This is a genomic window from Massilia sp. Root351 (assembly GCF_001425045.1).
Taxonomy (GTDB): domain Bacteria; phylum Pseudomonadota; class Gammaproteobacteria; order Burkholderiales; family Burkholderiaceae_D; genus Rugamonas.
Genome location: NZ_LMDJ01000031.1, coordinates 198229 through 210616 on the forward strand (window position 1 = coordinate 198229; position 12388 = coordinate 210616).

The following is a 12388-nucleotide window of genomic DNA, read 5'->3' on the forward strand; positions in this document are numbered from 1 at the left end:
GGGTGACATGGATAAGGATATGCAAGCTCCCACCGCCGGGGGCGCCGAAGCCGCGCCGGCCGCCGGCGCGCCGCCGGGCGGCCTGGCCGGTTTGCACGCGCCGGCGTGGCATGCCTTGCCCGCGCTGGCCTCGCTGGCGGTGCAGCCGGCCGGCGGCGCCCAGTTAGGCGCGGACGAACTGGCGCTGAGCCCGGAACGCCTGCGCTACGAGCAGGAGCAGGGCTATTTCAACGACATCTATCTGCTGGCCCCGGTGGGCTATTTCGTGCTGGCGTTCGACACCACCGTGCTGCAGATGAACCTGGTGGGCGCCGACCTGCTGGGCCTGCCGCGCAACAATCCCGCCCGGGTCAAGTTCCGCCACTTCGTGGCGCCGCGCTTCATGGCCGATTTCGACGCCTTCGTGCAAAGCGCGCTCAATACCAGCGCGGTGCAGCGCTGCGACCTGCAGATGACGCGCGGCCGGCCAGGCGAACAGGGCTATCCGGTCACGCTGCGCGCCAGCGCCGACGGCAGCGGCCAGGCGTTCCGGGTGGTGCTGGAACTGGCCGAAGGCAAGCTGGCCGCGCTCGAGCACAGCGAGGAGCGCTTCCGCCGCATCGTGCACAGCGCCGACGAGGGCATCTGGGAGATCGACGCGCAGTCGCGCACCTCCTTCGTCAATCCCAAGATGGCCAGCATGCTGGGCTACGCCATCGAAGACATGGTCGATCGGCCGCTGATGGCCTTTATGGACGACGAGGGCCGCGCCATCCTCGAGCGCAACATCGCGCAGCGCCAGCAGGGCCTGCGCGAGCGCCACGAGTTCAAGTTCCTCCGCAGCGATGGCGCGCCGCTGTGGGCCACCCTGGCCACCAACCCCATCTTCGACGCCGAGGGCGGCTACCTGGGCGCGCTGGCGCTGGTGACCGACATTTCCGAGCGCAAGCAGTCGTCCGACCTGATCTGGCAGCAGGCCAACTTCGACGCCCTCACGGCGCTGCCCAACCGCCACATGTTCCAGGACCGGCTGGGCCAGGAAATCAAGAAGGCCAGGCGCGAAGGCATGCAGCTGGCGCTGCTGTTCATCGACCTGGACCAGTTCAAGCAGGTCAACGACAGCCTGGGCCATGACAAGGGCGACGCGCTGCTGGTGCAGGCGGCGGCCCGCATCGCCGGCTGCGTGCGCGCCTCGGACACGCTGGCGCGCCTGGGCGGGGACGAATTCACCGTGATCCTGGCCGGGCTGGAGCAGCTGGCCAGCGTGGAGCGGGTGGCGCAGGAGATCGTCCGCGCGCTGGGCGAGCCGTTCGAGCTGGACGGCGACAGCGGCGTGGTGTCGGCCAGCGTCGGCATCGCCTGCTACCCGGCCGACGCGCAGGCGCCGCAGGAGCTGCTCAAGCATGCCGACCAGGCCATGTACGCGGCCAAGCAGGCCGGCCGCAGCCGCTACCACTATTTCACCCAGGACCTGCAGCTGGCCGCGCAGCAGCGCCAACGGCTGGCGGCCGACTTGCGCGGCGCGCTGGCGGCGGCGCAGTTCGAGCTGGTGTACCAGCCCATCGTCAACCTGGCCAGCGGCGCCATCGAGCGCGCCGAGGCGCTGCTGCGCTGGCGCCATCCGCAGCGCGGGCTGCTGCAGCCGGACGCTTTTATCGCCCAGGCCGAGCACAGCGGCCTGATGGGTGAAATCGGCGACTGGGTGTTCCGCCGCGCGGCCGACCAGGCGCGCCAGTGGCAGGATCAGCTGGGGCGGCCGTTCCAGATCAGCGTGAACCAGTCGCCGGGGCAGCTGCGCGGCGACCCCGGCTGGTCCGAGGGCTGGCCGGCCTATGTGGCGGCGCTGCAGCTGGCGCCGCGCAGCATTGTCATCGATGTCACCGAGGGCATCTTGCTGGACGGCGCGGCCGAGGTGCTGCGGCGCCTGCGCAGCTACCGCGCCATGGGCCTGCAGGTGGCGCTGGACGACTTCGGCACCGGCTACGCGTCGCTGACCCACCTGAAGAAGTTCGACATCGATTTCCTCAAGCTGGACCGGGTGTTCGTGCAGGACATGGCGGGCGACTCGGGCGACCTGGCGCTGTGCGAGGCCATCATCGTGATGGCGCACAAGCTGGGGCTGAAGGTGGTGGCCGAAGGGGTGGAAACGGCAGCCCAGCACGCGCTGCTGGTGCAGGCCGGCTGCGACTATGCGCAAGGCTATGTGTTCGCGCACGCGCTGGCGCCGGACGCGTTGATCGCGCTGGCGCGGCGCGGCACGGCGCTGCCGGAACGGTAGGGGGCGGCTTAGCGCAGGCCCAGCAGGGCCATCACGCGTTCGCGGTTGATGCCGGTCAGCGCCGAGGTCAGGCTCAGCAGGGAAGCGTAGCTGGGCTCGTTGGCCGCCACCACGAAGTTCTGCGCCGCCTGGTCCATGCCGGCCGCGCTCACTTGCGGCATGGCCGACGCGGCGCGCGCGCTGGCGTCGCTCAGGGCCAGGTTGACCTTGGCCAGCGCCGCTTCCACATGGCTCAGCGCCTGGATCACCTGGCTCAAGGTCTGGCGGATCGCTTCGGCGTCGCTGGTGCTCCAGGTTTCCGGCGCGATGGCCGGCGCTTCCGGCTCGGCGCGCACGCGGTGCAGCTGGCCGGTGGGGAAGCGGATGCCGCCGCCCTGGATGGCCATGGTGTCGCGCACGCTGGCCCAGGCCGACTCGGGCACGGCGAATTCGAGGTCGCCATTGTCGCCCAGGCCGACGCTGATGTTGACCGGCACCAGCGCCTGGTTGAAGCGCTGCACGATTTCCTGGTCCGACAGGCCCGGCTCCAGCGCCACCGAGCGCAGCCCGGCGGCGCCGCCGCCGACCGCGATGGCCAGCGTTTCGCGCGCGCCGCTGCGCAGGTTGGCCATATTCATGCCGCGCACCTTGAAGCGCTGCAGGGACTGGCTGGCGTTGTAGCCGAGCTGGCTGTCCAGCGTGCCTCCCGAGGCGTCCTGGCGGTTGCGCCAGGTGTCGTTGAACTGGCGCACGCGCGCCTCCACCTGGCCGTCGCGGCCGGCGCGGCTGGCCAGCTTGGCGCTCAGCTCGGCTTTCAGCATGCGCAGCTGGGCCGCGCTCTGCTCCAGGAAGTCGACCGCCTGCTGGGCGCCCGAGATGTCGCTCTGCAGCGGACCGTCCCAGTTGCTCACGCCGCGCCGCGCCACCGGCGCGGGCGCACCGGCCGCACCGGCTTCAGGCGTGCCTACCGGCGCCGCCAGCCTGGTCTCGTCGACCTTGCCGGTGGAGCTGGTATTGCCGGCGGCGAGGCCGCTGGAACTGGGGCGTGGAGCGATTTGCATGCGGAGTGGACGGCGTCAGTTAGAGTACGTTAAACAGCGACAGGTTGCTGACCTTGGCATACGCCTTGTAAGTGGATTGTAACGCAACCGTATAACCGTTCAACTCGGTTGCCGCCAGGCCGTAGTCCAGCTTGCCGATATCGGTCAGCGCCATCTGGTTCGACAGGCTGACGTTGGTGTGGTTGTCGTACAGCGTGGCCAGGATGTTCTGGGCGCCGCCGAAGGTGGCGATCTTGCCCGACACCAGGGTCAGGCCGTCGTCCGAGCCGGTCAGGGCGCTGCTCAGCAGCGCGCGGAAGGCCGGGTCGTTGGGCGTCACGCCCGGCACCGTCAGGCCGTCCAGCACCGCGTCGATCTGGTTCAGGTACACTTCCAGGCCCTGGGCGTCGACGTTGGCGGTCTGCGAGATGCCGTTGCCCACCACCACCTGCTGCTTGCCGTTGTTGCCGGTGAAAGTGTAGCGCGCGCCGGCCGCGGCGGCCGCGTCGTAGCTCACCGACGGCGTGCTGGTGAGCGTGCCGGAGAAGATGTAGCGGCCTTCCTGGTCCTTGGTGTTGGCGCTGTACAGGATGCTCTCGCGGATCGATTCGAGCGAGGTCACCATGGACTGCAGGTCGTCGGCCGTGGTGCTGCCGCCGTCCAGCGCCCACACGAACAGGTCGCGCGCGTCGTTGATGTCGCGCACCACGCTGCTCAGGTAGGTTTCGTTCTTTTGCAGGCGGATCTGCACCGCGTCGATATTCTCGCGGTACTGGCCGACGATGGCTTCCTCGCGGTTCAGGCGCGAAATGCGCACGTTCGAGACCGGGTCGTCGGACGGCACCTGGATGCGCGAGCCCGACGCCATCTGCTGCGACAGGCGGGTCAGCGCGTCCTGATTCATCATCAGCGAGCGGTTCATCGTGGCTTGCGATTGGGAAGTGGCGATGCGCATGGCGATCCTCTTAGTTGAACATCGCCAGCGTGGCGTCGAACAGGCTGTTGGCCACGGCGATCACTTTCATGTTCGCCTGGTACATATTCTGGAATTCCACCAGGTTGATTGCTTCCTCGTCCTGGTTTACGCCACTGGTCGATTTCCAGTCATCCTCGGCCTGCTGGCGGATGGTGGTGGCCGTTTTCAGCAGCGCCTGGTTCTGCTGGCTGTCGATGCCCAGCTTGCCCACCAGCTGGGTGTCGGCGTCGCCCAGCAGCACCGAGCCGACCGAGGTCAGCGTCACGGGCTGGTTCTTGATGCCGATCAGCAGCTGCAGGTTGGCGTTGTCGCCCGGCGTGCCGTCGGCCGAGAAGGCCAGGTCGGCGGCCAGGAAGGCGGGGTCGATCTGCAGCATGCCGGTGGTGCTGGCCGCGTCGAAGGTAAACAGCGGCTTGCCGGGATTGCCGGCCGAGTCGAAGCCGAGGCCGAGCTGGGTGTTGATCTTGTCGGCCATCTGCGAGGCCATGTCCTGGATCGACTTTTGCAGCGGCTCCAGCACGTTCTTGTCGTAGGCCGACAAGCCGCCCATCTGGCCGCCCACCTTGGTGTCGTCGAGCTGGAACTTGGACTGGGCGAAGGTCAGCGTCAGCACCGGGCTGCCGCTGGTGCTGTCGATGGCGATGGTGCTGGCCAGGTTGCCCACCACCAGCGGCTGGCCGCTGCGCAGCGACACGCTGCGCGAGCCGTCCGGCTGGTCGATCACCTCGATTGCCGCCATCGAGGCCAGCTGGTCGATCGCCATGTCGCGCTCGTCGATCAGGGCCGACACATTGGTGCCGGTGGCCGAGGCGCCGGTGATGCGCGCGTTCAGGGCGGCGATGCCGGCCATGCTCTGGTTCATCGACGGCATCAGCGCGTCGCGCTGCTGGCGCACCGACAGGCGCTGGTTGGCCGTCACGTTGTAAATGCTGTTGAAGTGCTGCGACATGGAATTGGCCGCCGTCACCACCGCCTGGCGCAGCGGGGTCGAGGTCGGATCCACGCCGGCCGCGTTAAGGGCCTTGAAGAACTCGTCGACGCCGTTGCTCAGGCCGGACTTGTCGTCGCCCATCACGCGTTCGATCTGCGACAGGTAGGGCTGGGTCTGGCTGTGGGCGCCCAGGTCGGACGCCGCGCGCCACATCTGCTGGCTCTTGTAGGAATCGGAGAAACGCAGCAGGCCGCCGATTTCCACGCCGTTGCCGGCCTGTTTGGAACCGAGGCCGGGCGCCATGGCGTTGAGCAGCACACCCTGGCGGGTATAGCCCTTGGTTTGCAGATTGGCAAGGTTCTGGCTGGTGGTGTGGATCGCCGCTTGGGCTGCGTTCGAACCGGACAGCGCGTTGCTGAGTATGCTCATTGGTGCTGGTCTTTCCTGGTGTAGGCGGGGACCAGTTGCTTTAAAGCATCTTCACTGGTCCGTTAACTGATAAAGGCGACCACTTTCCGCGCCGCATTAAATGGTTTTGGCTTTATTTGCCGGCGCCAGCGGCATCGGCGTGCCCGGCAGCTGCGGCGCCACCGGCGCGGCCGCAGGCAGCAGCTGGCGCAGGATGGCGTCGGCCACGCCGAAGGCGCGCTGGCCGGCCATCTGGTCGGCCACCAGGTTGTCGGCCATGTCCAGCATGTCGCGGTTGATGCTGTCCTTGCGCTCCTCGTCCTTCAGCGCCTCGGTCGAGGTGCGCATGCGGTGCAGCATGTCGCCGATGAAGAACGATTCGAACTTGACGGCCGCCTCGGTGGCCTTGGCGCGGTAATGGGCGTCGGCCGGGTCGGCCGGGGCGGCCTCGGCCGCCGGCGCCGACAGCGCGGGGCGGGTGGCCGGGCCGATGTCGAGCTGGCGCGGCAGGATGGGGGCGAGGTTGGGCGTGAGGCGGTCCATGGTGCTTTCCGTTAGATGACGACCAGTTCGCCTTCGATGGCGCCGGCCTGGTCCAGCGCCTGCAGGATGGCCATGATGTCGTCCGGCGAGGCGCCCAGCGCATTGACGGTGTCGATGATGGTTTGCAGCTTGGCGCCGGCCGGCCACTTGAACATCTGGCCCGAGCCCTGGTCCACGCTGACGGCCGACTGCGGCGTGACCTGGGTGCTGCCCTGGGCGAAGGCGTTCGGCTGGCTGACCTTGCTGCTTTCCGAAATCACTACCTTCAGCGAACCGTGCGTGACGGCGGCGGCGCGCACGCGCAGGCCGTCGGCGATCACCACGGTGCCGGTGCGCGAGTTGAACACCACTTTCGGGTTGTTGTCGCCCACTTCGATGGCCAGGCTTTCCAGCTTGGCCATGAAGGCCACGCGCTGGGTCGGGTTTTCCGGCGCTACCACGTCCACGCTGGTGGCGTCGGTGGTGCTGGCGATCTCGCCGAATTTCCTGTTGATCGACTCCACGATGTTGGTGGCGGTCTGGAAATGCGGATGGCGCAGCGACAGGCGCACGGTCGGCCTGGTGGCGAAGTCGGTGGCGATCTCGCGCTCGATGGTGGCGCCGTTCGGCACCCGGCCCGAGGTGGGGGTGTTGACCGTCACCGACGAGCCGCTCTTGCCGGCGGCCGACAGGCCGCCCACCACCACGTTGCCCTGGGCCAGCGCGTAGACTTCATTGTCGGCCGCGCGCAGCGGCGTGAGCAGCAGGGCGCCGCCGCGCAGGCTCTTGGCGTCGCCCAGCGAGGACACCGTGATGTCGATCGCCTGGCCGCGCCGGTAGCCGGGCGGGAACACCGCGCTGACCATGACGGTGGCCACGTTCTTGCTCTTGGCGTCGGTGCCGTCCGGCACCTTGACGCCGAACTGCTTGAGCATATTGATCACGGACTGGCTGGAGAACTTGACCTGGGTCGAGTCGCCGCTGCCGTTCAGGCCCACCACCAGGCCGTAGCCCACCAGCGGGTTCTCGCGCACGCCTTCGATGCTGACCAGGTTGCGCAGGGTTTGCGCGGCCTGGGCCTGCAGGGGCAGTGCGCTCAGCAGCGCGGCGCAGGCGAAGGCGAGGGCGGCGCCGGCGGAAAGGAAAGGAGTGCGGACAGGAGTGCGGCGCATGGTGCCACCTTAGAAAGGCATGTAGGGACTGGCGAAAAAGCGCGTCAGCCAGCCGGGGGAATTGGCGTCGGCCAGCGTGCCCTGGCCGGAATAGGCGATGCGGGCGTTGGCGATGCGCAGCGAGGAGACGCGGTTGTCGGCGTCGATGTCGGCTGCGCGCACATAGCCGCGCAGGCGCACGAATTCCTCGCCCTGGTTCAGGGTCAGCATTTTTTCACCGGCCAGGCGCAGCAGGCCGTTCGGCATGACTTCCTGCACGATCACGGTGATGGCGCCGGACAGCGCGTTCTGCTGGGTGCTGGTGGCGTCGCCCTCGAAGGAGCGGCCCGCGTTCAGGTCGATGCCCGCTTTCGGGTAGGTCTTGCCCAGCAGGCTGGGCGCGGCCACGTTGATGCCGGAATCCTTCTTGAAGGAGGTGCCGGCGCTCTTCGAGGCCTGGGTGGTTTCTTCCAGCAGCACGGTGACCACGTCGCCGACGCGGAAGGCGCGGCTGTCCGAGGTCAGCGACAGGCCGGCGTCGGCGGCGTAGACGCCGCCCGCGGTGCCGCGCGGCGCGGCCGAGCGCGCCATGGTGGGCGCGTCGTCGAAGGGGCCCGGCCGGACCACAGGCGGCTGGACGACGGCGCAGCCGCCGAGCAGCAGCGCCAGGGCGGCGGGCAGGGCGGTTTTCATCAGCGCGCCGCCTGCGACAGGTATTGCAGCATGTTGTCGGCGGCGGTCAGCACCTTGGTGTTCATTTCATAGGTGCGCTGCGCGGCGATCATGTCCACCATTTCTTCCACCACCTGCACGTTGGAGCCTTCCAGCGCGCCCTGTTTCAGCTTGCCGAACTGGTCGGTGCCGGGATTGCCTTCGGTCGGCGCGCCGCTGGCGGCCGTCTCGGCGAACAGGTTCTCGCCCAGCGCCTGCAGGCCGGTCGGGTTGATGAAGGACGTCAAGGTCAGCTGGCCCAGCACGGCCGGGGTGGCGCTGCCGGCCACCACCGCCGAGACCACGCCGTTTTCACCGATGGTGACGGCGGTGGCGTTGGCCGGCACGGTGATCTGCGGCACCAGCGGCAGGCCGCTGCTGTTGACCAGGATGCCGTTCTGGTCCAGCTGCAGCTGGCCGGCGCGGGTGTAGGCCGCTTCGCCGTCCGGGCGGCGCACCTGGAAGAAGCCGTTGCCGTTGATGGCCACGTCGAGCGCATTGGTGGTGTTCTGGATATTGCCGTTGGTGAAAATCTTCTGCGTGCCCACCAGCTGCACGCCATTGCCCAGCTGCACGCCGGACGGCGCCAGCGTGTTGTTGTCGGCGCGCTGCGCGCCCGGCTGCTGCTCGATCGAATAGAACAGGTCCTGGAAGGCGACGCGGTCGCGCTTGAAGCCGACGGTGTTGGCGTTGGCCAGGTTGTTGGCGATGGTTTGCAGTTTCGCGTCCTGCGCCTGGACACCGGTCTTGCTGATCCACATTGCTGGATTCATGTTTGCTCCCTGTAAATTGGTGGACTCAGCCGCCGATCAGGCGGTTGCCGGCTTCGGCCATGCTGTCGCTGGCCTTGAACAGCTTCATCTGGATTTCAAAAGTGCGGTTCAAGCTCATGGTGGCCACCATTTCCTCGACCGCCGACACGTTGCTGCCTTCCAGGTGGCCGGCGCTGACCTTGACGGTGGCGTCGGTGGCCAGCAGCTGGCCGTCGCGCGCCGTCAGCAGGCCCGCTTCGTTCTTGGTCAGTTCCGACGCTTCGGCCTTGACCAGCTTGAGCTTGTCGACCACCTGCATCTGGGCCGAGCCCGGGGTCTGGATCGACACCGTGCCGTCCTGGCCGATCTGCACCTTGGTGTGGATCGGCAGCGTGATCGGGCCGCCTTCGCCCAGGATGGGCATGCCGCCCACCGTCATGGCGCCGTCGGCGTCCAGCGTGATGGCGCCGGCGCGGGTGTAGGCTTCGCCGGTCGGGCCCTGCACGGCGAAAAAGCCGTCGCCGGAAATGGCCACGTCCAGTTCGCGCCCGGTCGACTTGAGCGTGCCGCCGCGGGTGTTGACCGCGTTGGCCTGCATGTCGGCCATGTGGCGGTCGTCGTAGCCGTAGCCGCTCAGCGGGCGGGCGGTCGACAGTTCCAGGTTGGCCCGGAAGCCGGTGGTGTCCATGTTCGCCAGGTTGTTGGCGTGGACCTGTTGTCCGCGCAGCGCCCGCTCGGCGCCGCTCATGGCGGTGTAGATCAGTGCATCCATCTGTCGGCCGGTCCGGTTACAGCGCTTGCATCAGCGCTTGCATCATGGCGTTCTCGGTCTGGATGACCTTGGAGTTCGCCTGGTAGTTGCGCTGCGACGTCATCAGGCCCACCAGCTCGGAGGTGATGTCGACGTTGGACTGTTCCAGCGAGGTGGTGTTGAGCGCGCCGGTCATGCCGGTGCCCGGGGTGTTGTACAGCGGCGTGCCGGACTCGTTCGAGGCCAGCCAGCTGGTGTCGCTGATCGGCGTCAGTTCGCCCTCGGCGGGGAAGGTGGCCAGCACCACCTTGCCCACGGCCTGGCGCTGGTCGTTGGTGTACTTGGCGATCAGCGAGCCGTCTTTGGCCAGCTCGACGCCGATGTAGCTGCCGGCGGCGTAGCCGTCGGCCTTGTTGGTCGAGTTGGTCGCTTCGCCGGCCGACTGGGTGGTGCCGACGTAGTCGATATTGATGGCCAGGTCGGACGCGCCGGTGCTGACGAAGGCGTTGGTGACCGGGTCGTAGATTTGCGGCACCGACGCCGGCAGCGCGTACAGCACGGTGGCCGGATCGGTGACGGTGTCGAGCTGGCCCTTGGCGTCGAAGGTCAGGGTGTTGCCCGAACCGGCCACTTCCAGGCCGTTCAGCGTGTAGCGCACGCTGACGCTGTTGGGCGAAGTCTTGATGAAGTACTGGGTCAGCGTGTGCTGGTTGCCCTTGCTGTCATGCAGCACCGACACGCGCGACATATTGTAGGAATCGGACGGCGGGAAGGTTTGCGGGTTGGCCGTCAGGTCGGGCGGGGTGAAGGTGCCGGTGGGGACCTTCCAGTCGTCCGACAGGTTGCTGACATAGGCCAGCTTGCTGCTCGCCACGGCCGGGATCTGGCCGGTCGGGATGGTCAGGTCGCCCATCGGGCCCAGCGTGGTGGACGGCGGCGTCATGGTGTAGCCCTGCACTTTGCGGCCCGAAGCGTCGACCAGGTAGCCGTCCGCGTTGGCGTCGAAGATGCCGACGCGGGTGAAGTTCATCTGGCCCTGCGCGTCCTTGACGGTGAAGAAGCCGCGGCCGTTGATGGCCGCGTCCAGGCCGCGCCCGGTCGACACCACGCCGCCGTTGATGCCGATGCTCTGGGTGACCGAACCGATCTGCACGCCGGCCGCCTGCGTGCCCGCGTACTGCGAGGCGAAGTTGGCGCGGCTGGACTTGAAGCCGTAGGTGCCCGCATTGGCGATGTTGTTGGAGATGGTGCCCAGTTGCTCGTTGATGGCCTGGATGCCGGACAGTGCAATGTCGAAACTCATGGCGTCTACCTTTCGTGGGGGACTGCGTTAATTTGGTGAAGAGAAGCTGGCTAGGGGGCGGCGCCGGCTCAGTTGCTGGCCACCGTGGCGCCGGCGGACTTGCCGTTGAAGGCGGTGATCTTGGCCGGCGAGGTCTCGCCGACATTGGCCACGTTGAGCACCACCGCGCCGCCCGAGCCCAGGCGCACGCTGTTCAGGCGGCCCACCAGGTCGATGGCCGGATCTTCCTTGGTGCTGGTTTCGACGCGCATCTTGTAGGTGCCGGCCGGCAGGCCCATGGCTTGCGGATCGAGCGCGAACGGCACCGGGCCGCCGGACTGCGAGCCCAGCTCGACCTTGTGCTCGCGGCCGTCCAGGCCGGTCAGCACCAGCGTGGTCTTGCTGCTGCTGGCCTCGAGCGTGACCTCGCCCTGGACCTTGGCGCTGTCGAGCTGCACTTCGGTAGCGGTAACTTGCACATCGGAACCGACTTGCGCGCCCAGGGCCAGCACTTGCATGCTTTGCAGGATGCTGGCGTTGGCGCTGGTCAGGTTGCCCACGTTTTGCAGCGCCTCGGTCTGGGACAGCTGGGTCAGCTGGTTGATGAACTGGCTGGGGTCGGTGGGCGAGAGCGGATCCTGGTTCTGGATCTGGGCCACCAGCAGCTTGGTAAACATGGTCGACGTTTCGCTGCCGTTGGCCAGCGGATTGCTGCCGGCCGTGGTCGCCGCGGGGGTATTCGAGAAGAAATTGGTTTGCATGGCTTAACCTTCACCGAGTTTGAGCAGCGACTGCTGCATGGAGCGGATGCGACCCAGCACTTCCACATTGGTTTCAAAGGCGCGCGAGGCCGACATCATGTCGGTCATCTCGGCCACCTGGTTGACGTTGGGGTAGTACACCATGCCGTCGGCGTTGGCCAGCGGATTGCCCGGTTCGTACACCTTGCGCAGCGGCTCGCTGCTCTCGACCACGTCCAGCACCTGCACCCGGCCGCCGCTGTCGGCGTTGGCGCCTTCGTTCATCACGGCCGCGAACACCGGCTTGCGGGCGCGGTAGGTCTCGTTCTCGCTGCCGGCCACCGAATCGGCGTTGGCCAGGTTGCTGGCCACCGTGTTCAGGCGCACCGTCTGCGCCGCCATCGCCGAACCGGCGATCTGGGAAATATCCTTGAAGCTCATGTGAGGCGCCCTTACTGGCCGTTGATTGCTTTAGCCAGGCCCTTGAGCTTCATGTTGATGAAGGTCAGGCTGGTCTGGAAGTCGCTCGCGTTCTGCGAGAAGGCGGCCTGTTCCACGCCGATTTCGACGGTGTTGCCGTCGCGGGTCGGGTGGTAGGGCACGCGGTACAGGGCGTTGCCGTCCGAATCGAGTTCCGGCTCGCCCGTCTGCAGCGCCTGGCTCTGCGCCAGGGTGGCGGCGAAGTCCATGTCCTGCGCCTGGTAGCCGGGCGTGTTCTCGTTGGCGATGTTCGATGCCAGGATGCGCGTGCGCTCGGCACGCAAATGGAGCGCGTCGCCATGCAAGCCGAGTGCGTCTTTGAAGTTGATACCCATTTATTCCCTCCTGTCGTGAGTACGTTGCCCATGTAAAATGGCGACCGGGCGCACTGCGCGCGCCGCAGCCATC

At 67.5% G+C, this 12388-nt stretch carries 13 protein-coding genes; 1 reads left to right on the top strand and 12 read right to left on the bottom strand.

Translation table 11 applies throughout. The annotated features are described in order from the left end of the window. The first annotated feature begins 19 nt into the window (after positions 1-19). On the top strand, positions 20-2257 hold the full coding sequence (locus ASD15_RS20890) for a bifunctional diguanylate cyclase/phosphodiesterase (RefSeq protein WP_082552077.1): 2238 nt from the start codon (positions 20-22) through the stop codon (positions 2255-2257). Positions 2258-2265: 8 nt separating this feature from the next. Here ASD15_RS20890 and ASD15_RS20895 read toward each other — a convergent pair whose 3' ends face one another. The 12 genes from ASD15_RS20895 to flgB form a co-directional block, all read right to left on the bottom strand. Continuing rightward, positions 2266-3297 carry a hypothetical protein gene (locus ASD15_RS20895; protein WP_057156958.1) on the bottom strand — a complete coding sequence of 344 codons (1032 nt, stop codon included), beginning with the start codon at positions 3295-3297 and terminating at the stop codon, positions 2266-2268. A 19-nt stretch (positions 3298-3316) separates the two neighbouring features. Next, entirely contained in the window at positions 3317-4231 is a 915-nt protein-coding gene (gene flgL, locus ASD15_RS20900) for a flagellar hook-associated protein FlgL (RefSeq protein WP_057156959.1), read from the bottom strand. Between the two features lie 10 nt (positions 4232-4241). Beyond that, positions 4242-5612, bottom strand: coding sequence for a flagellar hook-associated protein FlgK (flgK, locus tag ASD15_RS20905; RefSeq protein ID WP_057156960.1), 1371 nt, complete (start codon positions 5610-5612; stop codon positions 4242-4244). Between the two features lie 96 nt (positions 5613-5708). After that, positions 5709-6134 (bottom strand): hypothetical protein, encoded by a 426-nt coding sequence (locus tag ASD15_RS20910; protein WP_157201056.1) that lies wholly within the window; start codon positions 6132-6134, stop codon positions 5709-5711. A gap of 11 nt (positions 6135-6145) precedes the next feature. Beyond that, positions 6146-7285, bottom strand: a complete 1140-nt coding sequence (locus ASD15_RS20915) for a flagellar basal body P-ring protein FlgI (protein ID WP_057156961.1) — start codon at positions 7283-7285, stop codon at positions 6146-6148. A 9-nt stretch (positions 7286-7294) separates the two neighbouring features. After that, on the bottom strand, positions 7295-7957 hold the full coding sequence (gene flgH / locus ASD15_RS20920) for a flagellar basal body L-ring protein FlgH (RefSeq protein ID WP_200954028.1): 663 nt from the start codon (positions 7955-7957) through the stop codon (positions 7295-7297). Further along, positions 7957-8748: a flagellar basal-body rod protein FlgG gene (gene flgG, locus ASD15_RS20925; protein WP_200954029.1), complete on the bottom strand. Its 792-nt coding sequence runs from the start codon at positions 8746-8748 to the stop codon at positions 7957-7959. The genes flgH and flgG overlap by 1 nt, the downstream gene beginning before the upstream one ends. A 25-nt stretch (positions 8749-8773) precedes the next feature. Further along, positions 8774-9499: a flagellar basal-body rod protein FlgF gene (gene flgF / locus ASD15_RS20930; protein WP_057156964.1), complete on the bottom strand. Its 726-nt coding sequence runs from the start codon at positions 9497-9499 to the stop codon at positions 8774-8776. Positions 9500-9515: 16 nt separating this feature from the next. Further along, positions 9516-10781, bottom strand: a complete 1266-nt coding sequence (locus ASD15_RS20935; protein WP_057156965.1) for a flagellar hook protein FlgE — start codon at positions 10779-10781, stop codon at positions 9516-9518. Between the two features lie 68 nt (positions 10782-10849). Beyond that, the gene (locus ASD15_RS20940) at positions 10850-11521 is read right to left on the bottom strand and encodes a flagellar hook capping FlgD N-terminal domain-containing protein (protein ID WP_057156966.1); all 672 of its coding nucleotides are present in this window, start codon (positions 11519-11521) and stop codon (positions 10850-10852) included. A 3-nt stretch (positions 11522-11524) separates the two neighbouring features. Beyond that, positions 11525-11941, bottom strand: coding sequence for a flagellar basal body rod protein FlgC (flgC, locus tag ASD15_RS20945; RefSeq protein WP_057156967.1), 417 nt, complete (start codon positions 11939-11941; stop codon positions 11525-11527). Positions 11942-11952: 11 nt separating this feature from the next. After that, the gene (gene flgB / locus ASD15_RS20950) at positions 11953-12315 is read right to left on the bottom strand and encodes a flagellar basal body rod protein FlgB (protein WP_057156968.1); all 363 of its coding nucleotides are present in this window, start codon (positions 12313-12315) and stop codon (positions 11953-11955) included. Positions 12316-12388 lie beyond the last annotated feature (73 nt).